At 38.1% G+C, this 22,127-nt stretch carries 23 protein-coding genes and 1 pseudogene; 12 read left to right on the forward strand and 12 right to left on the reverse strand.

The window, feature by feature from the left end:
* Positions 1-3 precede the first annotated feature (3 nt).
* A complete protein-coding gene (gene nrdH, locus QM923_RS02445) occupies positions 4-222 on the reverse strand; it encodes a glutaredoxin-like protein NrdH (RefSeq protein WP_004253610.1) in 219 nt (72 codons plus the stop codon).
* A 361-nt stretch (positions 223-583) separates the two neighbouring features.
* Here nrdH and QM923_RS02450 point away from each other — a divergent pair, with 361 nt between their 5' ends.
* From QM923_RS02450 to udk, 3 genes are all read left to right on the forward strand, one after another.
* The gene (locus tag QM923_RS02450; protein WP_000146952.1) at positions 584-847 is read left to right on the forward strand and encodes a phosphocarrier protein HPr; all 264 of its coding nucleotides are present in this window, start codon (positions 584-586) and stop codon (positions 845-847) included.
* Positions 848-851: 4 nt separating this feature from the next.
* Positions 852-2,585: a phosphoenolpyruvate--protein phosphotransferase gene (gene ptsP, locus QM923_RS02455; RefSeq protein WP_414290771.1), complete on the forward strand. Its 1,734-nt coding sequence runs from the start codon at positions 852-854 to the stop codon at positions 2,583-2,585.
* 121 nt (positions 2,586-2,706) lie between these two features.
* Positions 2,707-3,345 (forward strand): uridine kinase, encoded by a 639-nt coding sequence (gene udk / locus QM923_RS02460; RefSeq protein WP_004253618.1) that lies wholly within the window; start codon positions 2,707-2,709, stop codon positions 3,343-3,345.
* A gap of 34 nt (positions 3,346-3,379) precedes the next feature.
* Here the strand turns inward: udk and QM923_RS02465 are convergent, their stop codons facing one another.
* The 3 genes from QM923_RS02465 to coaB are packed head-to-tail and all read right to left on the reverse strand — an operon-like array spanning position 3,380 to position 5,179.
* Positions 3,380-3,943, reverse strand: coding sequence for an ECF transporter S component (locus QM923_RS02465; RefSeq protein WP_049496359.1), 564 nt, complete (start codon positions 3,941-3,943; stop codon positions 3,380-3,382).
* Positions 3,927-4,478 (reverse strand): phosphopantothenoylcysteine decarboxylase, encoded by a 552-nt coding sequence (gene coaC, locus QM923_RS02470; RefSeq protein ID WP_414290736.1) that lies wholly within the window; start codon positions 4,476-4,478, stop codon positions 3,927-3,929. Before coaC ends, QM923_RS02465 begins: the two co-directional genes overlap by 17 nt.
* A gap of 14 nt (positions 4,479-4,492) precedes the next feature.
* Positions 4,493-5,179, reverse strand: a complete 687-nt coding sequence (coaB, locus tag QM923_RS02475) for a phosphopantothenate--cysteine ligase (protein ID WP_414290737.1) — start codon at positions 5,177-5,179, stop codon at positions 4,493-4,495.
* A gap of 233 nt (positions 5,180-5,412) precedes the next feature.
* Here coaB and QM923_RS02480 point away from each other — a divergent pair, with 233 nt between their 5' ends.
* Entirely contained in the window at positions 5,413-7,083 is a 1,671-nt protein-coding gene (locus QM923_RS02480; protein ID WP_414290738.1) for a formate--tetrahydrofolate ligase, read from the forward strand.
* 84 nt (positions 7,084-7,167) lie between these two features.
* On the opposite strand, the gene lysS is transcribed toward QM923_RS02480, so the two are convergent.
* The 5 genes from lysS to QM923_RS02505 form a co-directional block, all read right to left on the reverse strand.
* Positions 7,168-8,658 carry a lysine--tRNA ligase gene (lysS, locus tag QM923_RS02485; protein ID WP_074324119.1) on the reverse strand — a complete coding sequence of 497 codons (1,491 nt, stop codon included), beginning with the start codon at positions 8,656-8,658 and terminating at the stop codon, positions 7,168-7,170.
* 135 nt (positions 8,659-8,793) lie between these two features.
* Positions 8,794-9,420, reverse strand: coding sequence for a histidine phosphatase family protein (locus tag QM923_RS02490; RefSeq protein WP_414290739.1), 627 nt, complete (start codon positions 9,418-9,420; stop codon positions 8,794-8,796).
* Positions 9,420-9,902, reverse strand: coding sequence for an aminoacyl-tRNA deacylase (locus tag QM923_RS02495; RefSeq protein ID WP_414290740.1), 483 nt, complete (start codon positions 9,900-9,902; stop codon positions 9,420-9,422). The genes QM923_RS02490 and QM923_RS02495 overlap by 1 nt, the downstream gene beginning before the upstream one ends.
* Positions 9,902-10,744, reverse strand: coding sequence for a DUF368 domain-containing protein (locus QM923_RS02500; RefSeq protein WP_414290741.1), 843 nt, complete (start codon positions 10,742-10,744; stop codon positions 9,902-9,904). Before QM923_RS02500 ends, QM923_RS02495 begins: the two co-directional genes overlap by 1 nt.
* 105 nt (positions 10,745-10,849) lie before the next feature.
* Positions 10,850-11,650 (reverse strand): glycoside hydrolase family 25 protein, encoded by an 801-nt coding sequence (locus tag QM923_RS02505; protein WP_414290742.1) that lies wholly within the window; start codon positions 11,648-11,650, stop codon positions 10,850-10,852.
* A 157-nt stretch (positions 11,651-11,807) separates the two neighbouring features.
* On the opposite strand from QM923_RS02505, the gene glmU reads away from it, so the two are divergent.
* The 8 genes and pseudogenes from glmU to QM923_RS02545 all read left to right on the forward strand — a co-directional run bounded on the left by glmU (position 11,808) and on the right by QM923_RS02545 (position 19,258).
* Positions 11,808-13,187, forward strand: a complete 1,380-nt coding sequence (gene glmU, locus QM923_RS02510; RefSeq protein WP_414290743.1) for a bifunctional UDP-N-acetylglucosamine diphosphorylase/glucosamine-1-phosphate N-acetyltransferase GlmU — start codon at positions 11,808-11,810, stop codon at positions 13,185-13,187.
* Between the two features lie 9 nt (positions 13,188-13,196).
* Complete coding sequence (locus QM923_RS02515) at positions 13,197-13,742, forward strand: NUDIX hydrolase (protein WP_414290744.1); 546 nt, start codon at positions 13,197-13,199, stop codon at positions 13,740-13,742.
* A gap of 11 nt (positions 13,743-13,753) precedes the next feature.
* Positions 13,754-14,065, forward strand: coding sequence for a cell wall synthase accessory phosphoprotein MacP (gene macP, locus QM923_RS02520; protein WP_016465808.1), 312 nt, complete (start codon positions 13,754-13,756; stop codon positions 14,063-14,065).
* 10 nt (positions 14,066-14,075) lie between these two features.
* The gene (locus QM923_RS02525) at positions 14,076-14,771 is read left to right on the forward strand and encodes a 5'-methylthioadenosine/adenosylhomocysteine nucleosidase (protein WP_414290745.1); all 696 of its coding nucleotides are present in this window, start codon (positions 14,076-14,078) and stop codon (positions 14,769-14,771) included.
* Between the two features lie 126 nt (positions 14,772-14,897).
* Positions 14,898-17,186, forward strand: a complete 2,289-nt coding sequence (pcrA, locus tag QM923_RS02530) for a DNA helicase PcrA (protein ID WP_414290746.1) — start codon at positions 14,898-14,900, stop codon at positions 17,184-17,186.
* A 130-nt stretch (positions 17,187-17,316) separates the two neighbouring features.
* Entirely contained in the window at positions 17,317-17,577 is a 261-nt protein-coding gene (locus tag QM923_RS02535) for a SemiSWEET family transporter (RefSeq protein WP_045763891.1), read from the forward strand.
* A gap of 105 nt (positions 17,578-17,682) precedes the next feature.
* Positions 17,683-18,383: pseudogene (locus tag QM923_RS02540) on the forward strand (response regulator transcription factor).
* Positions 18,380-19,258 carry a sensor histidine kinase gene (locus QM923_RS02545; RefSeq protein ID WP_414290747.1) on the forward strand — a complete coding sequence of 293 codons (879 nt, stop codon included), beginning with the start codon at positions 18,380-18,382 and terminating at the stop codon, positions 19,256-19,258. The pseudogene QM923_RS02540 and the gene QM923_RS02545 overlap by 4 nt, the downstream one beginning before the upstream one ends.
* Before the next feature lie 38 nt (positions 19,259-19,296).
* Here QM923_RS02545 and QM923_RS02550 read toward each other — a convergent pair whose 3' ends face one another.
* The 3 genes from QM923_RS02550 to QM923_RS02560 form a co-directional block, all read right to left on the reverse strand.
* On the reverse strand, positions 19,297-20,055 hold the full coding sequence (locus tag QM923_RS02550; RefSeq protein ID WP_414290748.1) for an ABC transporter permease: 759 nt from the start codon (positions 20,053-20,055) through the stop codon (positions 19,297-19,299).
* 10 nt (positions 20,056-20,065) lie between these two features.
* The gene (locus tag QM923_RS02555) at positions 20,066-20,974 is read right to left on the reverse strand and encodes an ATP-binding cassette domain-containing protein (protein ID WP_414290749.1); all 909 of its coding nucleotides are present in this window, start codon (positions 20,972-20,974) and stop codon (positions 20,066-20,068) included.
* A gap of 269 nt (positions 20,975-21,243) precedes the next feature.
* Positions 21,244-22,053, reverse strand: coding sequence for a Cof-type HAD-IIB family hydrolase (locus QM923_RS02560; protein ID WP_414290750.1), 810 nt, complete (start codon positions 22,051-22,053; stop codon positions 21,244-21,246).
* Between the last annotated feature and the right edge of the window lie 74 nt (positions 22,054-22,127).

A 22,127-nucleotide genomic window follows, 5' to 3' on the forward strand; every position in this document is an offset into this window, starting at 1 on the left:
TACTTAAGCAAGTTCTTTAAGTTTTGCTGGTTGGAAACCAGAGAAAACTTCAGTTGGTGTTTGAATGATAGGAGCAGCGCTGAAGCCTAGCTCTTTAACTTGTTCAATAAATTCAGGTTGTTCATCAAGATTGATTTCGCGATATGCGATCTTGTTACTATCTAAGAATCGTTTGGTCATTTTACATTGAACACAATTGTTTTTAGAATAAACGGTTACCATTCTGTAACTCCTCTTTCAAAATTTAATTACTTCTTAAGTATATCAGAAAAAAAATCTTTGTCAACGAAGAAAAACTAAATATTGTAGATTTTTTTTAGATGAGAGTTATCTAAACACAATATATAGTGATTGTAAAAAAATAAAACCCATAAATAACAGCGTTTTCTAAATGTTAAAATCATAAAAAACTATATGATGTATTTTGATACATAAAATAGAAGATTTTCAGCAAGTTATCTGAAAGGAAAAAGAAGAAATCCCATAAAATGCTTGAAAAAATTCCTAGAAGATGATATAATACCAAATTGTAAGGGTTATCAGATATAACTCAAAAAGAAAACATTTAAAGGAGAGTCAAATTATGGCTTCTAAAGATTTCCACGTAGTGGCAGAAACAGGTATTCACGCACGTCCAGCAACATTGTTGGTACAAACTGCTAGCAAATTTGCTTCAGATATTACTCTTGAGTACAAAGGTAAATCAGTTAACCTTAAATCTATCATGGGTGTTATGAGCCTTGGTGTTGGTCAAGGTGCTGACGTTACAATCACTGCTGAAGGTGCAGACGCTGATGACGCTATCGCTGCTATCTCAGAAACAATGGAAAAAGAAGGATTGGCATAAGGATATGACAGAAATGCTTAAAGGAATCGCAGCATCTGATGGTGTTGCAGTTGCTAAAGCATATCTACTCGTTCAACCGGATTTATCATTCGAGACTATTACAGTCGAAGATACAAATGCAGAAGAGGCTCGTTTGGATGTTGCTCTTGAAGCTTCTCAAAACGAGCTTTCTCTTATCCGCGAGAAGGCTGTAGGTACGCTTGGTGAAGAAGCGGCGCAAGTATTTGACGCTCACTTGATGGTTCTTGCTGACCCTGAATTGATCGGTCAGATTAAAGAAACAATTCGTGCTAAGAAAGTAAATGCAGAAGCAGGTCTGAAAGAAGTTACAGACATGTTTATCACAATCTTTGAAGGCATGGAAGACAACCCATACATGCAGGAACGTGCAGCGGATATTCGTGACGTTACCAAACGTGTTTTGGCAAATCTTCTTGGTAAGAAACTGCCAAACCCAGCTTCAATCAATGAAGAAGTGATCGTGATTGCACATGACTTGACTCCGTCTGATACTGCTCAATTGGACAAAAACTTTGTAAAAGCTTTTGTAACAAACATTGGTGGACGTACAAGTCACTCAGCTATCATGGCTCGTACACTTGAAATTGCAGCTGTATTGGGTACAAACAACATCACTGAACTTGTAAAAGATGGTGACATTTTGGCTGTTTCAGGTATTTCAGGTGAAGTCGTTATCAACCCAACTGAAGAACAAATTGCAGAATTCAAAGCAGCTGGTGAAGCTTACGCTAAACAAAAAGCTGAATGGGCTCTTTTGAAAGATGCTAAAACTGTTACTGCAGATGGTAAACACTTTGAGTTGGCAGCTAATATCGGTACACCTAAAGACGTTGAAGGTGTGAACGAAAATGGTGCGGAAGCTGTTGGTCTTTACCGTACAGAATTCTTGTACATGGATTCTCAAGATTTCCCAACGGAAGACGACCAATACGAAGCTTACAAAGCGGTTCTTGAAGGTATGAACGGTAAACCTGTTGTCGTTCGTACAATGGATATCGGTGGGGATAAAGAACTTCCTTACTTCGATCTTCCTAAAGAAATGAACCCATTCTTGGGTTACCGTGCTTTGCGTATCTCTATCTCTGAAACTGGTAACCAAATGTTCCGTACACAATTGCGTGCATTGCTTCGTGCATCTGTTCACGGTAAATTGCGTATCATGTTCCCAATGGTTGCTTTGTTGAAAGAGTTCCGTACTGCAAAAGGTATCCTTGAAGAAGAAAAGGCTAAATTGCTTGCTGAAGGTGTTGCTGTTGCAGATGATATCCAAGTTGGTATCATGATTGAAATTCCTGCTGCAGCTATGCTTGCAGACCAATTTGCCAAAGAAGTTGATTTCTTCTCAATCGGTACAAACGACTTGATCCAATACTCAATGGCTGCTGACCGTATGAACGAACAAGTTTCATACCTTTACCAACCATATAACCCATCGATCCTTCGTTTGATTAACAACGTAATCAAAGCAGCTCACGCTGAAGGTAAATGGGCTGGTATGTGTGGTGAAATGGCTGGTGACCAAACTGCTGTTCCACTTCTTGTCGGAATGGGATTGGATGAGTTCTCTATGTCAGCTACTTCAGTACTTCGTACACGTAGCTTGATGAAGAAACTTGACACAGCTAAGATGCAAGAATACGCTAACCGTGCTCTTACTGAATGTTCAACAATGGAAGAAGTTCTTGAACTTTCAAAAGAATACGTTAACTTTGATTAAAAACATTAAAACCTTGTAGAACTAAACTACAAGGTTTTTTTGTAATATAATTTTAAAAGTCCACCTGTAAAATTTTCTAAAAATATGGTAAAATAGACAAAGGAAAAATACGGAGGCAACTATGCAAAACAGACCAATCATTATCGGAGTAACAGGGGGATCTGGTGGAGGAAAAACCAGTGTTTCTAAAGCAATTTTATCGCATTTTCCCAACGAAAAAATTGCCATGATTGAGCATGATTCCTACTATAAAGATCAATCTCATCTAACCTTTGAAGAACGTATTAAGACTAATTATGACCATCCTTTTGCTTTTGATACTGACTTGATGATTGCGCAAATTAAGGAATTGTTGGCGGGGCGTCCTGTTGATATTCCTACCTATGATTATGCTGCCCATACAAGAAGCTCGAAAACCTATCGTCAAGAACCTCAAGATGTATTTATCGTAGAAGGAATCTTGGTTTTGGAAGACAAACGTCTTCGTGATTTGATGGATATCAAGATTTTTGTGGACACTGATGATGATGTTCGTATCATCCGTCGTATTAAACGCGATATGGAAGAGCGTGGTCGTAGTTTGGATAGCGTTATTGATCAGTATCTTGGTGTCGTAAAACCTATGTATCATCAATTTATCGAGCCAACAAAGCGTTATGCAGATATCGTTATTCCAGAAGGAGTGACAAATACAGTAGCAATTGATTTACTGACAACAAAGATTGAAAAGATTTTAGAAGAAGCTCGTTTAGCCCAGTAATAGAAATAAAAAACTGTATCAAGAGATACAGTTTTTATTGTTTAATTTTTTCAAGTCTCGGAACAATGACGAGAGTTAAGAGGGCTGAGATAATTAATTCTGCGATTGAATTTGTTGAGATAACAGTCGCTAATAGTTTTTGAATATTTCCATCAAAAACATTACCAAAGAGAAAGAAGATACCACCTAAGACAAATACTGTATTAGTGAGTGAGCCAAGTGCACCTGCAAAGATGAGTCCAGCTCTTCCCTTTAGTAGTTTATAGACGAAATAAGGGGTCAAACCGATTAAGATACGAGGAACAATTGCGATCACAACTGAATAAAAGTTACCATTTGGTACAAATGGTGAGAAGAGATAGCTTGTTGGCAGGATTGTGAGAGTATTAACCGTTAAGCTAAGCATTCCCATCAGAAAACCTAAGGTTGCGCCAATTCTTGGTCCGTAGATAATACTTGCAATAATTACTGGAATGTGAACGATGGTTGGTTTGATTGGAAAGGGAAGTACATTAAATAAAATCGAGCTTAGTAAATGAATAACAATCATAATGGCAAAAAAGATAGCGATGGGAGCAATATTAGAGCGTTTGTTCATGAATTTTATCCTTTATTTCTTGTAAAATAGTTTCGAGATCAGCGAGAGCACCATGACCTGTATCCCCACAGGCCAGTAGAGAATCTTTGGGAGAAATAATAGTATAACCATAATTTTCTAAAGTTTTAAGATTAGCTTGGGTCGCAGGATGGTCATACATCTTTGTGTTCATAGCTGGAGCCAATAGTTTGGGTACAAAGTGTGGCAAAGCAAGAGCAGTAGCAGTCACCATATTGTCAGCAAAACCGTGAGCTAATTTAGCGATTGTATTGGCTGTCGCAGGAACTACGATAAATAAATCTGTTTCTTTTCCTATTTGAATGTGATTCACTTGATCTGGAAAAGGTTCGTGCATGACATCGAGATGTACAGTATTTTGAGATAGTACTTGTAAAGTTAATGGCTGAATGAATTCTGTTGCTGACTGAGTCATAAGAACAGTAACAGAATGCCCCTGTTTTTTTAAAGAACTAACTAGGTCAACCGTCTTGTATGCAGCAATAGATCCTGTAATAGCGAGTGTAATACGGGCCATAAAATTCCTTTCTTTTAGTCATAACTTTTGATTTTCTCGAGGAGTAAAACAGCAATTTCATGTTTACTCATAGCAGTTTGGAAAGAATTTTTTTCAACTAAGTAAGCCTTATGTTGCTCGCTACTAATCTGAGTAAGGTCGTTTGCGACAATTAAATCAGCTTGGTTCTTTTCAAGACTTTCCCGAGCAATTTGAATCAGATGTTCCTGGCTGACATCAACCAGTAATTTAAATCCAATCAGGTGAATGTTAGGATTCCATTCTTTAACAAGAGATATAATTTTTGGATTCTTCTTGAGAAATAGAACCTGAACGTCTTCCTTAGATGAGATTTTTGTTTCCTGATTTTTCTTATCTAAAAACTCTGTTAAATCTTGACTAGATTCAATCTCATCAAAACCAGCCATATAGACAGGAGTGTAATCTGATACAGCCATTGAATGGATTAAGACCTGGTAATCCGTAACCTTATCTTTCATGACTTGCAGCAAATCAGCAGTATTTTTAATTTCGATGATGGTCAATTTTGGATGACTAACTGGCTTAACTGCCTGAAGAGTGGTAATCAAACAAACTTCATGACCAGCCTTTAGAAGAGTTTCGGTGATAATTTTTCCAAGTTTACCGGAAGAGTGATTGGTAATAGAACGAACTCGATCTATTTTTTCACTTGTACCACCAGAAGTAACTAAAATTTTCATAGAACTATTGTACAAAAAAATGAGCATTAAGTAAAATGAAAGCGATGTAACAAGGACCGAAAATAGGATGTTAATCCATAGTTAAAATCTATAAAGGCATATAAAAAATTAAATAGAGATAAAGAAAGTCTGTTATTTAGCCATATTTACGAACGTTACAAATCATAATGACTGTTAAAAATCTTGTTTTATGATATAATGAATTAACACATTAGAGGCTAGAGGAGTTTTTTATGAAAACAGATATTGAAATTGCACAGAGTATTGAGTTAAAACCAATCGTTGATGTTGTTGAAAAACTTGGTATTTCATACGATGATTTGGAGTTGTATGGAAAGTACAAGGCTAAACTAAGCTTTGATAAAATTCGTGAAGTCGAAACCAATCCAGTTGGTAAGTTGATTCTTGTTACAGCTATCAACCCAACGCCAGCAGGTGAAGGAAAATCAACCATTACCATTGGTCTTGCTGATGCTTTGAACAAGATTGGTAAGAAAACTATGATTGCCATCCGCGAACCTTCTCTTGGCCCTGTTATGGGGATTAAAGGTGGAGCTGCTGGTGGTGGTTATGCCCAAGTTTTACCAATGGAAGACATCAACCTTCACTTTACTGGTGATATGCACGCTATCACAACTGCCAACAATGCTCTCTCTGCCTTGATTGACAATCACTTGCATCAAGGAAATGAGCTAGGAATCGATCAACGTCGTATTCTCTGGAAACGTGTTGTTGACTTGAATGACCGTGCTCTTCGCCATGTAACTGTTGGTCTTGGTGGTCCACTTAATGGTATTCCACGTGAAGATGGTTTTGATATCACAGTTGCTTCAGAGATCATGGCTATCCTTTGCTTAGCAACTGATATTGAAGATTTGAAACGTCGTTTGGCTAATATCGTCATCGGCTACCGTTATGACCGCACACCAGTTTCAGTTGGTGATTTACAGGTTGAGGGTGCCTTGGCATTGATTTTGAAAGATGCTATCAAACCAAACCTTGTGCAAACAATATATGGTACACCAGCATTCGTACACGGTGGACCATTTGCCAATATTGCTCACGGATGTAACTCTGTATTGGCGACAAAAACAGCTCTTCGTTTAGCTGATTATACTGTAACAGAAGCTGGCTTTGGTGCAGACCTTGGTGCAGAGAAGTTCCTGGATATCAAGACTCCAAACTTGCCAGCAGCTCCAAGTGCAGTAGTCATTGTAGCGACTCTTCGTGCCCTTAAAATGAATGGTGGAGTTGCAAAGGATGCTCTGACAGAAGAGAATGTAGAAGCAGTACGTGCTGGATTTGCAAACCTGAAACGCCACGTTGAAAATATTCGTAAATTCGGTATTCCAGCGGTTGTTGCTATCAATGAATTTGTTTCTGATACAGAAGCTGAAATTGCAGCCTTGAAAGAACTATGTGCTTCAATCGATGTACCAGTTGAATTAGCTAGCGTATGGGCTGATGGAGCTGAAGGAGGAGTTGCTCTAGCTGAAACTCTCGTAAAAACAATCGACGAAAACCCAGCAAACTACACACGTCTCTATGACAACGACCTTTCTGTTCAAGAAAAAATCGAAAAGATTGTTACTGAAATTTACCGTGGTAGCAAAGTTAACTTTGAGAAGAAAGCTCAAACACAAATTGCACAAATCGTACAAAATGGTTGGGATAAACTGCCAATCTGTATGGCTAAGACTCAGTACAGTTTCTCAGATAATCCAAATGCTCTTGGTGCACCTGAAAACTTTGAAATTACTATTCGTGAATTGGTACCAAAACTTGGTGCAGGTTTTATCGTAGCCCTTACTGGTGATGTCATGACCATGCCAGGTCTTCCAAAACGACCAGCGGCTCTCAATATGGATGTTGAAAGTGATGGAACTGTTCTTGGATTATTCTAGTTCAATAGCAAAAAGACAACCTCTTTGATAAGGTTGTCTTTTTAACTACAAAAAACTCCTAGAAATCATCTAGGAGTTTAGTTTTTATTTCATAGTTGGGAAAAGAAGTACATCACGGATAGTAGTAGTATCAGTGAGTAGCATGCAGAGACGGTCGATACCGATTCCCAAACCACCCGTTGGTGGCATACCATATTCAAGGGCTTCAATGTAGTCATAGTCGATACCAGTCGCTTCATCGTCACCAAGTTCTTTTGCTTTAGCTTGGGCTTCAAATCGGCTAAGCTGATCGATTGGATCGTTGAGCTCAGTGAAGGCATTTCCGTATTCTTTGGTCATGATAAAGAGTTCGAAACGGTCAGTAAAGCGCTCGTCTTCAGGGTTCTTCTTAGCAAGTGGAGATACTGCTACTGGATGTCCATAGACAAATGTTGGTTGAATTAAAGTTTCTTCTACAAACTCTTCAAAGAAAGCATTGATGATATGACCAACTTCTGTGTAGTGTTTTTCAACTGGAACTTTCTTCTCAGCAGCGATAGCTTTTGCTTCTTCGAAAGTCATGTCTTGCCAGAAATCAACACCTGTAATTTCCTTGATAGCGTCAACCATGTGTACACGTTTGAATGGTTCGTTAAGTTTTATCTCAGTTCCTTGATAGATAACTGGAGCGTCGCCTTTAACAGCTTTTGCAACGTGTTGAATAATACCTTCAGTCAAGTCCATGATATCTTGGAAGTCTGCATAAGCTTGGTAAACCTCGATAGAAGTGAACTCAGGGTTGTGTGTAGCGTCCATACCTTCGTTACGGAAGATACGTCCGATTTCGTAAACACGTTCCATACCACCGACGATAAGTCGTTTCAAGTGAAGCTCAGTCGCGATACGAAGCACCATGTCAATGTTTTGGGCATTGTGGTGAGTGATAAACGGACGAGCAGCAGCACCACCAGCTTCATTGTGAAGAACAGGTGTTTCAACTTCTAGGAAACCTTTTTGATCAAGATAACGACGAATTTCAGAGATGATTTTTGAGCGAGTAACAAAACGTTCAAAGCTTTCACGGTTTGAAATCAAATCAAGGTAACGTTTACGGTAAATAGTTTCAACGTCTGTTAAACCGTGGAATTTTTCTGGAAGTGGACGAAGAGCCTTAGACAAGTGAGTAATGTGAGTTGCCTTGATAGAGAGTTCTCCCATATCAGTACGCATAACTTCACCTTCGACCCCAAGGAAGTCTCCTAGGTCAGCCTTTTTGAAGATTTCGTAGTTTTCTTCACCAACTTCATCTTTACGAACGTAGATTTGGATTTGACCTTCACGGTCTTGCAGGTGAGCAAAACCAACTTTCCCTTTTCCACGTTTTGTCACTAAACGTCCAGCGATAGTAGCAGTTTCGTTTAGTTCGTGTAGTTGTTCTTTATCAAGATCAGCAAATTTATCTTTTAGTTCTTGAGAGTTGGCAGTACGTTCAAAACGTTTACCGAAAGGATCAATTCCTTGTTCACGAAGCGCAGCCATTTTTTCGCGGCGAACGATCTGTTGGTCATTCAATTCTTCCATGTGTTCTGTTGACATGAGTTCCTCCTAATTTTAATCGAAATTTTAAATAATAAATTAATTTTTCACGATACTCCATTTTATCATAAATGGTCAAGAAATTCACGGATATTCTATAAAAACTAAAAAGAACTTGATTGTTAATATCAAGTTCTATATTTTTTTTTGATAAGAAGTATCGTTCCAAGTCTTTAGAGTAAATGTTTTAAAGTCATCAGTTTCTATAATTGTTAGACTTGCATTAGCCAAACCTCCGTCTTTACGAAGCAGAGCTTCCTGATAGCCTATAAGCGTGCGAAGACTTGCAGTAAGGTTTGCTCCATGACCAACGAGTAATAGGTGTTCGGCCTTAGAGTTTTTTAAGGACTTGATAAATTGGATAGTGCGCTGAGTTGTAGTGTAGAGTGATTCAGCTTCAAACATGCGAGTATCAAACTTAGCTAGGTTAGTTTTAAAGGCTTGAATTTGCTGAGGGTAGATAGCATTTAAAGTTGCAATTTTTAGACCTTCCAGTTTACCCAGGTGCCATTCTCTGAGTTCAGGAACAATTTCCAAGGGACATGGGTTTGTCAGTTGATTTTGGATAATCTCAGCTGATTTTACCGCTCTTGGTAAATCACTCGAATAGATCTTGTCAAAAGGGATATCTTTAAGATACCGGCCCAGGTCTTTTAAAGTTTCAATAGATTCAGGAAGAAGTGGTGAATCTCCGCCAGCACCTTGAAAACGACCTTCTAGATTCCAGACTGTTCGACCATGGCGGACAAAGTAAAGTTTCATCAGTTTATCTCCTCCAAGATATCAACAAAGCTGGCTTTTACAAAGTTTGCCAGATCTTTAGGTGCGATGATGATACTGTGTCCAACCTCGCCAGCAGAGACAATCATTTTTTCCAATTCTAAAGCTGTTTCATCAATAAAAATAGGGTAGTTGTGTTTTTGACGGATACCTACAGGATTATTAGCCCCATGGATATATCCAGTCGTTTTTTCTAAATCCTTTTGAGGAATCATGGCCACTTTTTTATTTCCAGAAATCTTTGCTAATTTCTTTTCAGAAAGGTGTTCGGTGATAGGGATAATTCCTATTACCGGACCTGTCTTATCACCCAATAATGCTAAGGTCTTAAAAATATGATTTCTATCATAATCAGAAGGAAGTTCTCCTTCTAAAGCATTGATTTGAATGCCTTGATGGTCAACACCTGCCTTAGTCAAAATTTGCTCTACTAAGGTTTTTTTTACTTTAACTTTCTTAGCCATTATTTGTATTTATCCTCCAACTGACTCATCCAAATACCTAACCAAATGCCAAGAGCAAAAAAGAAGGCAACAATCACATAAGACACAAGAGATAAACCACTGTAGTTAATACTTTCAGCATTACCCGCATTTGGAATCAATATCAAGAGTGTACTTGAAAGAACGATTGCAATGATGAAGTGATAAACACGAGAGTGATACTCTCGAAGAGCGTAGTCCATCAATTTTGAAAAAATAATAAGAGTAGCAGCAGCTCCAATTCCTATCGGAAGGAAGGTACCAAATAAATCAAAAGTTTTAAATCCAGTTAACATTGGGGTATAGAGACCTAAAATCAAGAGAAGATTTGAGGGGCTTAATCCTGGAACTAAAATACCTAGAGCAAGAAGAGCACCAGCTAGGATAAAACTTGTGAAACTTGCGCTTAGTGAACCAACCACAAAGTTTAAAGCGTAAAGACCAATTCCAGAAACAATAAAGGTCACCCAAAACCAGATAAGATCGACTTTGTCTCTTTCAGAATCTTGAGTAGCCTCTTTTACAAGACTAGGGACTGTACCAATAATAGCACCCGCAAAACTCCATAAAACATAAACTTGATAATACTCTAGTAAGTACTCAATTGGATAAGAAAATAGCCCAATACCTAGTAACATACCGATAGCAACAGGTAAGAAATAAAGGATATCTTCTTTTAGGTTTTTGAATGGATGGGCAAGGAAACGAATCATTCTCTCATAGATACCCAAAATAGCTGCCAAGACTCCACCAGAAATACCAGGCAAGATAAATCCTAGGGCAATAACAATTCCTTTAATCATTTTTGAAATCCAAGATAACATAAACTCTCTCCATATTTATTCTCTAAAATTCTCTTCTTGTATTATATCACAAAGTAAGAGAAATAAAAAAGCAAGCAGAAGTAATATCTGGCTTGCTGAATGAAATTAAGGTTTTAAGAATAATTTTCTAAACGTCTCTTCCTTATCTTTTGACAAAGAAATAAGATTTAGGTCTAGATAGTGTTCAAATCCAACCAGTTTACCCTTTGAGGTGTATTGATGAAGATCAAAGTCAAGGTCTGTATTTGGTGAACTTTCAAAGTAGCCTGAGTCAAGTCCGTAGGATGGAATCCAAATAGCAGAAAACTTATCTGTGCTGATGCTATGTTCTTCCATGAAGTAAACACCAATGTAGATACCGATGTTTTTTGCACCAAGTGATTCTAACTTAGCACGGAAAGCTTCAACCCCTTTGTTCATATCTGACATGGTTTTTTCTTCGACATCTAACCAATAGTAGCTAGGGTTGTATGGTGAAGCTGAATTATAGAAAGATTCAGCAGCCTTTTCCATTTCCTCTACACTTTTTCCAGATACATATGCATAGACAGCAACTGGAATATTCCTTTTTTGGAATTCTGAGATATGACTTTTATAAGCTTTATCTGTTCCATTCGTATAAGATGCATCGTTCTCAGTAGTAATCTGGTTTCCTCCGTGGACTCGAACAATAGCACCAGAGATGTTTTGAGATAAAATATCATAGTTAATCTCTGACGGTCTTTGCCAACCAGAGATATCGATGATAGGCTTATCCAAGTTGTGTAGAGCTTGTGTTTCTATTTGTACTGGATTTTGTTTAGTTTTTACAGGATGTTCTTCGAATCGGGGACGATTGAGAAACAAGAGTCCTATAAATGCAGCAAATATAATAACTATAAATGCTGGGCGAATTTTTTTTCTCATACTCCTATAGTTTATCGTAATTTGTGGAAAAAATCAAAAAATTTACTCAAAATAGGACAGTGGCAGTAATTTGAGCGGCCTTGACTTCAACAAATTTGTGTAAGATGAACTAAAATATGGTATAATGATAAAGAATTTCTATAGAAAAGAGAAAAATATGGCAAATTATGCAATTATTTTAGCAGCGGGTAAAGGTACCCGTATGAAATCAGATCTACCTAAAGTTATGCACAAGGTTGCAGGAATTTCAATGCTTGAGCATGTATTTCGTAGTGTAGGCGCAATTGACCCTGAAAAAACTGTTACAGTTGTTGGTCATAAGGCTGAACTTGTAGAGCAAGTTTTAGCAGGACAGACTGATTTTGTGAGACAATCTGAGCAATTAGGTACTGGTCATGCGGTTATGATGGCCGAACCAATTCTTGAGGGTCTTTCTGGACAAACATTGGTTATTGCAGGTGATACACCATTAATCACGGGTGAAAGTTTGAAACACTTGATTGATTTTCATGTAAATCACAAGAACGTAGCCACTATCCTTACCGCAGAAGCTGAAGAACCATTTGGTTATGGACGTATTGTTCGCAATGATAATGCTGAAGTACTACGCATCGTAGAACAAAAAGATGCGACTGATTTTGAAAAGCAAATCAAAGAAATCAATACAGGAACTTATGTTTTTGATAACGCTCGTCTCTTTGAAGCTCTTAAAAACATCAATACCAACAACGCTCAAGGTGAATACTATATCACGGATGTGATTGGAATATTCCGTGAAGCTGGAGAAAAAGTAGGAGCTTATACTCTTAAAGACTTTGATGAAAGTCTTGGAGTAAATGACCGTGTAGCGCTCGCTACAGCAGAAGCTGTTATGCGTCGTCGTATTAACCAAGCTCACATGGTTAATGGCGTTAGTTTTGTAAATCCAGAAGCGACTTATATTGATGTGGATGTTGAAATTGCTCCAGATGTACAAATTGAAGCTAATGTAACCCTCAAAGGTTCTAGTAAGATTGGTGCTGAGACTATTTTGACGAATGGAACTTATATTGTCGATAGTACTATCGGTTCAGGTGCAGTGATTACCAACTCTATGATTGAGGAGAGCACAGTTGCTGATGGTGTTACAGTCGGACCTTACGCTCATATTCGTCCAGGTTCTAGCCTAGCAAAAGATGTTCATATTGGAAACTTTGTTGAGGTGAAAGGTTCTAGCGTTGGAGAAAATACAAAAGCTGGCCATTTGACATACATTGGTAACTGTGAAGTTGGCAGTGATGTCAACTTTGGTGCTGGTACTATAACAGTGAACTATGATGGGAAGAACAAATTCAAGACAGTCATTGGCAACAATGTCTTTGTTGGTTCGAATTCAACCATCATTGCTCCTGTTAAACTAGGAGATAACTCTCTTGTTGGAGCAGGTTCAACCATTACTAAAGACGTGCCTGCTGATGCTATTGCCATCGGTCGTGGCCGCCAAGTTAACAAAGACGAATATGCAACTCATCTCCCTCACCATCCTAAAAACAAATAGGAGCTAACCATGGAATTTGAAGAGAAAACACTCAGCCGTAGAGAAATCTATAAAGGTCCTATTTTCCAATTGGTACAAGATCAGGTTGAACTTCCTAATGGAAAAGGGACTGCTCAACGTGATTTGATTTTCCATAATGGTGCAGTATGTATTCTTGCAGTTACTTCAGAAAATAAGATTGTTCTAGTCAAGCAATATCGCAAGGCGATTGAAAAAGTTTCTGTTGAAATTCCTGCAGGAAAACTAGAAATTGGAGAAAACGCTGATCCTGAAGCAGCAGCCCTTCGCGAATTGGAAGAAGAAGTTGCCTACACTGGAAAACTGACTCTTTTGTATGATTTCTATTCTGCTATTGGTTTCTGTAATGAGCGATTAAAACTTTATTTAGCAAGTGATTTGACAAAGGTTAAAAATCCACGTCCGCAGGATGAAGATGAAACTTTAGAATTACTTGAAGTTAGTCTTGAAGAAGCTAAACAACTGATCCAGTCTGGTGATATCTGTGATGCCAAGACTATCATGGCTATCCAGTACTGGGAATTACAAGAAAAATAGGGGAGGAACCTATGGGAAAACCTTTATTAACAGACGAAATAATCGAACGTGCAAATCGTGGTGAAGATATCTCTGGTCCTACTTTAGTAGATGATCAAGAAACAAAGATATTATCGACTTCATCTCAACATTATAGAGCTTCACGTTCAAGTGACCATGGTTTTAGTCAAGATACCCTAACGATTGAGGTTGAACCACAAATCCATAAAAGTCGTCGAATTGAAAATACTAAGAGAAATGTTTTTAACTCAAAACTGAATAAGATTCTATTTGCTGTTATTCTTCTCTTGATTTTGCTAGTTTTAGCAATGAGATTTATTTAAGGGGAATGTCATGAAAATTGGAATTATAGCAGCTATGCCAGAAGAACTAGTTTATCTGATTCAACATTTAGAAAACGCTCAAGAAGAGACGGTATTAGGAAATAAGTATCATACGGGTAAAATTGGTTCAGTCGAGCTTGTCTTGGTCGAGAGTGGAATTGGTAAAGTCATGTCTGCTATGAGTGTAGCAATCTTAGCTAACCACTTTAAAGTAGATGCTATTATCAACACTGGTTCAGCTGGTGCTTTAGCAGAAGGAATCGAAGTTGGAGATGTAGTGATTGCTGATAAGCTAGCTTATCATGATGTTGATGTGACTGCTTTTGGTTATGAATACGGTCAAATGGCCCAACAACCACTCTACTTTGAAACAGATAAAAAGTTAGTTAGCTTGATTCAAGAAAGCTTGTCTAAACTAGACCAAAATTGGCATCTAGGTTTGATTGCGACCGGTGATAGTTTTATTGCGGGTGACGATAAGATTAAAGCTATAAAAGAACATTTTCCTCAGGTGCTTGCGGTTGAGATGGAAGGAGCGGCTATCGCTCAAGCAGCTCACGCGCTTAATCTACCTTTCTTAGTTGTCCGTGCCATGAGTGATAATGCTAACCACGAAGCTTCTATTTCATTTGATGAATTTATCGTAGAAGCAGGACGCAGATCGGCTCAAGCCTTGTTGACACTTTTACAATCTATTCATGAATAAAATCAAAAGAACACTTGTTAGTGTTCTTTTTTAGCAAAAAAGGAAGCTTGTCTCTGATAGAGTTATTTTCAGTCTTTTTTGATATAATAGAAACATTGATTTGAAGAATAGGAATAGGAAGAGAAAATGAACCCTTTATTAAACGGTATGAATGACCGACAAGCTGAAGCGGTCCAAACAACAGAAGGTCCACTGCTGATCATGGCGGGGGCTGGTTCTGGTAAGACACGAGTTTTGACCCATCGTATTGCCTACTTAATTGATGAAAAGATGGTTAATCCCTGGAATATTTTAGCCATTACCTTTACCAATAAGGCTGCTCGTGAAATGAAAGAACGTGCCTATGGGCTCAATCCAGTTACACAGGACTGTTTGATAGCGACCTTTCACTCTATGTGCGTTCGTATCTTACGTCGTGAATCGGATCATATTGGTTACAATCGTAACTTTACCATTATCGATCCAGGTGAGCAGCGTACACTGATGAAACGCATTCTCAAGCAATTAAATATGGATCCTAAAAAGTGGAATGAACGCTCTATTTTAGGGACTATTTCTAATGCTAAGAATGATCTGATTGACGATGTTGCTTATGCTGCACAAGCAGGAGATTTATATACAAACATTGTCTCTAAATGTTATGAGGCCTATCAAAAGGAACTCCGTCAATCTGAGTCAGTTGACTTTGATGATTTGATTATGTTGACCTTGCGTCTCTTTGATCAAAATCCTGATGTCTTGACTTACTATCAGCAAAAGTTTCAATATATCCATGTCGATGAGTACCAAGATACCAACCATGCCCAGTACCAACTGGTCAAACTGTTGGCTTCTCGCTTTAAAAATATCTGTGTTGTTGGGGATGCGGACCAGTCTATCTACGGATGGCGTGGTGCTGATATGCAGAATATCTTGGATTTTGAAAAGGATTATCCAGATGCCAAGGTTGTCTTGTTAGAGGAGAATTACCGTTCAACCAAAACCATTCTCCAAGCAGCAAATGATGTTATTAAAAACAATAAAAATCGCCGTCCTAAGAATCTCTGGACACAGAACGAAGATGGCGAACAAATTATTTACTACCGAGCTAACGATGAACAGGATGAGGCTGTTTTTGTAGCCAAAACCATTGATGAACTTGGTCGAAGTCAAAACTTCCTACATAAAGACTTTGCAGTCCTTTATCGTACTAATGCCCAGTCACGTACTATTGAGGAAGCTCTGCTCAAGTCCAATATTCCTTATACTATGGTTGGAGGAACAAAATTCTACAGCCGTAAGGAAATTCGTGATATCATTGCTTACCTCAATCTCATTGCCAACCTGAGTGATAATATTAGTTTTGAGCGTATCATCAATGAACCAAAGCGTGGAATTGGCCCAGGTACTGTTGAGAAGATTCGTGATTTTGCTAATTTGCAAGAAATGTCCATGCTGGATGCTTCAGCAAATATCATGTTATCAGGAATCAAGGGTAAGGCAGCCCAGTCTATTTGGGACTTTGCAAATATGATTCTGGATTTGAGGGAGCAACTGGACCAATTAACCATTACAGAGCTGGTTGAGGCGGTTCTTGAAAAAACAGGTTACGTTGATATTCTAAATGCACAAGCAACATTGGAGAGTAAGGCTCGGGTTGAAAATATAGAGGAATTCTTATCTGTTACCAAAAACTTTGATGACAATTCTGAAAGCCAAGAAGAGGAAACAGGACTAGATAAACTCAGTCGTTTCTTGAATGATCTTGCTTTAATTGCAGATACGGACTCTGGTAGTCAGGAGACGTCAGAAGTAACCTTAATGACCTTACACGCGGCTAAAGGACTCGAGTTTCCGGTTGTCTTTATTATCGGTATGGAAGAAAATGTCTTTCCTCTTAGTCGCGCCTCTGAAGATCCTGATGAATTAGAAGAAGAACGTCGTTTGGCCTATGTAGGAATCACGCGCGCTGAGAAAATTCTCTATCTAACCAACGCCAACTCTCGCTTACTTTTCGGGCGAACAAGTTACAATCGTCCGACCCGTTTTATCAACGAGATTAGTTCAGATTTGTTGACTTATCAAGGTTTGGCTCGTCCAGCTAATACAAGTTTTAAAGCATCATACAGTAGTGGTGGTACTACATTTGGGCAAGGAATGAGTCTGGCACAGGCTCTTCAAGAACGAAAACGGAATACTGCGCCTACATCTATCCAATCAAGTGGTTTACCATTTGGACAATTTGCGGCTGGTTCTAAATCAGCTTCCAGTGAAACTAGCTGGTCTATCGGTGATATTGCCCTTCATAAAAAATGGGGTCAAGGGACTGTCCTTGAAGTATCAGGTAGTGGAGCTACCCAGGAACTAAAAATCAACTTCCCAGAAGTCGGTTTGAAAAAACTTTTGGCTAGTGTAGCACCGATTGAGAAGAAGTAAGTTATCTAAATGAATAAGATTCCCTTATCACAAGACTGTGATAATTTACAAGTTTTTAACAAATAGCTTTTTAAACTTCACTATCTTAAAAAATAGTGTATAATTGAGACTGTTTTTGAAAGGAGAAAAAATGACTGAAAAACAAATGAAAACTTTAGGTTGGATTGCAACCTTTATGTCTGTAATGATGTATGTCTCTTATATTCCTCAAATTATGAATAACCTTGCTGGTCAAAAAGGGAATTTTATCCAACCAGCAGTAGCTGCACTTAACTGCAGTCTTTGGGTTTACTACGGTCTCTTTAAAAAAGAACGTGATATTCCTTTGGCAGCAGCCAATGCACCAGGTATCGTTTTTGGACTTATCACTGCTTTGACAGCTTTAATTTAATACATAGAGTGGACTCTTCTTCGTATTTAAGTATGAAGAAGAGTTTTTCTTTATCCGAAATTCCTAAAAAAACATGATATAATACTATTAGAAAGGTTGGTGTTTATGGCTAGAATACTTATCGTTGAAGATAATAATGAGATTCAAGAAATTTTGAGAACTCTTCTTTCTGAGGAGCATGAGGTGATTCAGGCTTTTTCTGGTACTGAAGGAATGATACGATTTGAACAAGGTGGCATTGATCTAATCTTGTTAGATATTATGCTTCCAGGAAAAAATGGCGATCAGGTTTTAAAAGCCATTAGACACGATAGTTCAGTTCCTGTCATCATGCTAACTGCCCTAAGCGATAAAAAGATCATCAGCCAATATCTCTTAGATGGTGCTAATGATTATATTGTAAAGCCTTTTGATTTGGATGAAGTTTTTGCCAGGGTTACGGTACAATTACGTCAAAATAGTGACAAGCAATCAGCTGAGATGGAACATCCTGACAAGTTGATTCAACAGTTAAAAAATATTCAATTTGATTCAGATAGTTTTGAAATCAAAAATAGCCAGGAAACTATTCGCCTAGCTAAGAAAGAATGCTTGATTCTCCAAACCTTGCTGAGACATCCTAAGAAAATTTCACGAAAGAAGAACTCTATGAATTGGTCTGGGAGGATACTTATTTACCAGGCGACAATACTCTCAACACTCATTTAAGTAATCTCCGTAAAAAATTAAGCCAACTGGATCCAGAGCAAGAGTATATTGAAACTATCTGGGGAGTTGGTGTTCGGTTAAAAGGAGATGTGCAATGATCTATATTTTACTTTCTTTGCTACTGCTGGTTATTATCCTATTGACGATAGGGTTGATTCGCTATCATCTAGCACTCGTAAACTTGAGCCAACAAATTGAAGACAAGATTCTGACTGGAAGTATGAAGAGAATCGGAGTGTCAACTTTCTCCAAGGATTTTTTACATCTTTACCAGCAAATCAATCATCTCTTTCAAGAAGTTGAGCAGTCACGCTTGATTATGAAGCGAGAGAAGCAGACTTTAGACATGGCTATTAGCAATATTGCACACGATATTCGAACACCTTTAACGATTGCGTCAGGTTATACTCAGCAATTGCTTAAAACAGAAAATCCTGAGTCTGAGAGTTTGAAAAAAATTTCCCATCATCTCAATCAAGTTTCAAAACGGCTAGAGGCTCTTTTGGACTATCGTCGGTTAATGGAGGGAGCAGTAAAACCTGACTTATCTGAGTTAGAAGTCTCGACTTTTATGACGCAAAAATTGCTGGCCTATTATGATTCATTTCAGACGGCAAAGATTAACCTTGATTTGCAAGTAGAACCTGGTTTGTATTTACTGACAGACTCGGATTTATTAGAGCGTATCTTGCAAAATCTCGTTGGCAATGTTCTAAAACATGGTAAGGATGAAGCGAGATTTTCTTTGAAAGAAGTGGACAATCATATCTGTTTGGAAATTGCTAATCTGGTTAAACAACCCATTCGTAAAATTGAAAATCTCAGTCAACGATTTTACTCTGAAAACCTCTCAGATACAGAAGAATCCTCTGGTTTAGGTCTTTATATTACAGAAGAATTATCCCATCTACTTGGTGCAGAACTACAACTAAGTACTGATGGTGCTTGGTTTACAGTTAGAATTCTCTTTTAAACAAAGAACCTCCTCTTTTTGAATAGAGGAGGTCATTTTTATAAGCTTTTCTTTTTGAAAACAGCAAGTCCACCAATGGTAAAGAATAGAATAATAGTTACTGTAACGATAATGGTGTACAGAACAGCTTGACTATAGGCAGTCATAGCATAGGCAAAATTCAAGGATAAATAGCGCAAAATCTCGATATCTGGAAAGATAAGCATTGGCATTGAAAGTAAGATAGAACTAATTAAATAGCCAATGAAAACAGCCAAATAAGAATGAGTCACATAGAGAATGAAGGAAACAATAGATAGCCAAGCTAGAAGACAGAGGAATTGAAGAGTAATTGTTAGAAGGAGATTGCCAATAAATCCTTCTGGCATCGTACCAAGACCGTTTAGGATAGTCGCTGGTACGAAAGCAATAACTAGGCTAACAAGAATTTGCATTAGAGCGATACTTGCTAATACTACAAACTTAGCTAGGAAGAATTCTGTGCGAGAAACACCCACTGTCAAACTATTTTTATAGAGTTTTCCGATAAGATCAACTCCTAGAACTAAGCAAGCAAGGATAATACAGAGGAAAACTAGGTTTGAACCTTGACTAGATGCGTTAATCAGGGCTTGAATACCATCCCAGCCTTTACTTGGAAGTTCAGTTTCTGGAGGTGTTGTATCAACTGACATTAGATGTCCTGTAGCCCCAATAGTAGCTCCCATTAACATGAGTGCAAAGAGAACAATCTCTGTAATCCAAAAACCTTTGGAACGGAAAAGACGGTAAAAGTCTGCTTGAATTGTGTGTATCATGGTGTTCCTCCTATTTTACTAATTGTGTGAAGTATTCTTCAAGATTTTGACGAGCATAGTAAATCTCATCAACGGCAACATCTGCTAGAGTAAGTTCTTTGAGAATGCGTTTGATATCTTGTTCATGACTAAAAATATGAATCTCATTGTCAGAATTAACAACTTTAAATTCAAGATGCACTTTGTCTTTTAAGATTTGACTAGCTTTTTCTTTGTCACTTGTTTTTAGAACGATATAGTCTTCATTAAGTGTCTCAAATTCGGTCTTACTGATTTCTCGAATGATTTTCCCTTGGTCAAGAATTCCAAAGCGATTGGCAACCAGATAGAGTTCTGACAAAATATGACTAGAGATGAGAATTGTTTTTCCTAATTCTTGATTCAGACGTTGAATCATTTGACGAAATTCTTTGATACCAATTGGGTCAAGTCCATTGATAGGTTCATCAAGGATGAGAAAGTCCGGTTTTGATAGTAGGGCAATAGCAATGCCTAGGCGTTGTTTCATTCCAAGAGAGAAATCTCGAAAAACTTTTCTACCTGTATCTGTTAACCCCACATACTTTAATGTTTCCTGAATGACTTGATCAGCATTTGGGATATGTCGAATAGTACAATAGTACCTTAGATTTTGATAGGCTGTTAAATGATTGTGAGCTACTGGGGATTCAATGACTGAACCTACTCGAGATAGGGCTTTCGTGCACTCCTTATACCCTTGACTAGAAAAGAGAGAAATAGTTCCATGGTCAGCAGATAATAATTGGGTAACGATTTTAATCAGGGTTGTTTTACCAGCACCATTTTTTCCGATAAGTCCATAGATATCTCCTTCTTTAACTGAGAGACTAAGATCTTGTAGAATAGGTTGTTTGCCAAATTGTTTGGACAAGCCATGGATTTCGAGGACTGTTTTCATAGTTTTCTCCTTTAACCTTTAATACTCAATGAAAAACAAAGAGCAAACTAGGAAGCGAGCCGCAGGCTGTACTTGAGTACGGCAAGGCGAAGCTGACGTGGTTTGAATTTGATTTTCGAAGAGTATAAGATGTTTTATTTTTATAACTCTAGTATAAAGCATAGATATCAAAGAATCGTCAAGCATTTCTAAAGAGTTTCTAAAGTTTTTAAATTAAAAGAAAATAAAAGCCCAGTTGGCTAGAAATACTAGTTGACTGGGCTTATTTTCTACAAAATATATTTCTCAATAGCGCGGGCAACGCCGTCTTCTTCATTGCTGGCAGTTACGGCGTCAGCGAGAGATTTGACGTGGTCGCTGGCATTTCCCATGGCGATCCCCAGCCCAGCAAACTCTAACATCTCAATGTCGTTATTGGCATCACCCATAGCCATGATTTCAGAAGGTTGGATATCTAAAATCTCAGCCAAACGAGAAAGAGCAGAAGCCTTGGTTGTACCGAGTGGCATTGCTTCATAGATCACTGGTTGAGAACGAACACCGCTAAATCTCTGACAAAGTTCATCAGCAAATCGTTGTTCAAAGTCATCTGTTTGTTCTTTTGTCCCTAAAAACATTCCCTGGAACATACGATACTTCCCACAAGTAGCTTCTTCCAGTGAGATTTCAGTCAGGTCAGCAAAGACAAGTGTAGCATCATATTGAACAATAGGATTTGGTTTGCCTCCGAGAACGAAATAGTGTTCCTCGTCAAAGAGAGTCAACTGCACCTCACTCTTTTCAGCAAGGTCATTCAGGTATTCAATATCAGATTTGCTAAGTTCTCGCCAGTCAACAAGGCCCCAGTCACTAGTTTGGTGGGTAGAACATCCATTGTTGACGATGACGTATTCATTCTGTAAATCAAGACCTAGTTTTTTATAGTAGGGAAGAACTCCAAAGAGAGGGCGCCCAGTACAGAGAACCAGTTTGACACCTTTTTCGATAGCCTTATGAATGGCATCAATATGAGCTTGAGGGATTTCTTTGGCTTCGTTGAGCAGAGTACCATCCATATCTAGAGCAAGTAGTTTAATCATAGTAGTTCCTTTTCACGTGTTTTGCCTATATTATAGCATATTTTGGGAATCAGAGGCAGAATCTTCTGTTAAAT

The organism is Streptococcus infantis (genome assembly GCF_047463275.1).
Taxonomy (GTDB): Bacteria; Bacillota; Bacilli; order Lactobacillales; family Streptococcaceae; genus Streptococcus; species Streptococcus infantis_AF.

Coding starts and splice junctions, on each gene's coding strand:
- QM923_RS02490 (WP_414290739.1), bottom strand. CDS start 9,420: ATGAAACTTTACTTTGTCCGCCATGGTCGAACAGTCTGGAATCTAGAA.
- ptsP (WP_414290771.1), top strand. CDS start 852: ATGACAGAAATGCTTAAAGGAATCGCAGCATCTGATGGTGTTGCAGTT.
- QM923_RS02465 (WP_049496359.1), bottom strand. CDS start 3,943: ATGAACAAACGCTCTAATATTGCTCCCATCGCTATCTTTTTTGCCATT.
- coaC (WP_414290736.1), bottom strand. CDS start 4,478: ATGGCCCGTATTACACTCGCTATTACAGGATCTATTGCTGCATACAAG.
- glmU (WP_414290743.1), top strand. CDS start 11,808: ATGGCAAATTATGCAATTATTTTAGCAGCGGGTAAAGGTACCCGTATG.
- QM923_RS02545 (WP_414290747.1), top strand. CDS start 18,380: ATGATCTATATTTTACTTTCTTTGCTACTGCTGGTTATTATCCTATTG.
- coaB (WP_414290737.1), bottom strand. CDS start 5,179: ATGAAAATTTTAGTTACTTCTGGTGGTACAAGTGAAAAAATAGATCGA.
- QM923_RS02550 (WP_414290748.1), bottom strand. CDS start 20,055: ATGATACACACAATTCAAGCAGACTTTTACCGTCTTTTCCGTTCCAAA.
- QM923_RS02500 (WP_414290741.1), bottom strand. CDS start 10,744: ATGTTATCTTGGATTTCAAAAATGATTAAAGGAATTGTTATTGCCCTA.
- QM923_RS02480 (WP_414290738.1), top strand. CDS start 5,413: ATGAAAACAGATATTGAAATTGCACAGAGTATTGAGTTAAAACCAATC.
- QM923_RS02525 (WP_414290745.1), top strand. CDS start 14,076: ATGAAAATTGGAATTATAGCAGCTATGCCAGAAGAACTAGTTTATCTG.
- QM923_RS02560 (WP_414290750.1), bottom strand. CDS start 22,053: ATGATTAAACTACTTGCTCTAGATATGGATGGTACTCTGCTCAACGAA.
- QM923_RS02555 (WP_414290749.1), bottom strand. CDS start 20,974: ATGAAAACAGTCCTCGAAATCCATGGCTTGTCCAAACAATTTGGCAAA.
- lysS (WP_074324119.1), bottom strand. CDS start 8,658: ATGTCAACAGAACACATGGAAGAATTGAATGACCAACAGATCGTTCGC.
- macP (WP_016465808.1), top strand. CDS start 13,754: ATGGGAAAACCTTTATTAACAGACGAAATAATCGAACGTGCAAATCGT.
- udk (WP_004253618.1), top strand. CDS start 2,707: ATGCAAAACAGACCAATCATTATCGGAGTAACAGGGGGATCTGGTGGA.
- pcrA (WP_414290746.1), top strand. CDS start 14,898: ATGAACCCTTTATTAAACGGTATGAATGACCGACAAGCTGAAGCGGTC.
- QM923_RS02515 (WP_414290744.1), top strand. CDS start 13,197: ATGGAATTTGAAGAGAAAACACTCAGCCGTAGAGAAATCTATAAAGGT.
- QM923_RS02450 (WP_000146952.1), top strand. CDS start 584: ATGGCTTCTAAAGATTTCCACGTAGTGGCAGAAACAGGTATTCACGCA.
- QM923_RS02535 (WP_045763891.1), top strand. CDS start 17,317: ATGACTGAAAAACAAATGAAAACTTTAGGTTGGATTGCAACCTTTATG.
- QM923_RS02495 (WP_414290740.1), bottom strand. CDS start 9,902: ATGGCTAAGAAAGTTAAAGTAAAAAAAACCTTAGTAGAGCAAATTTTG.
- nrdH (WP_004253610.1), bottom strand. CDS start 222: ATGGTAACCGTTTATTCTAAAAACAATTGTGTTCAATGTAAAATGACC.
- QM923_RS02505 (WP_414290742.1), bottom strand. CDS start 11,650: ATGAGAAAAAAAATTCGCCCAGCATTTATAGTTATTATATTTGCTGCA.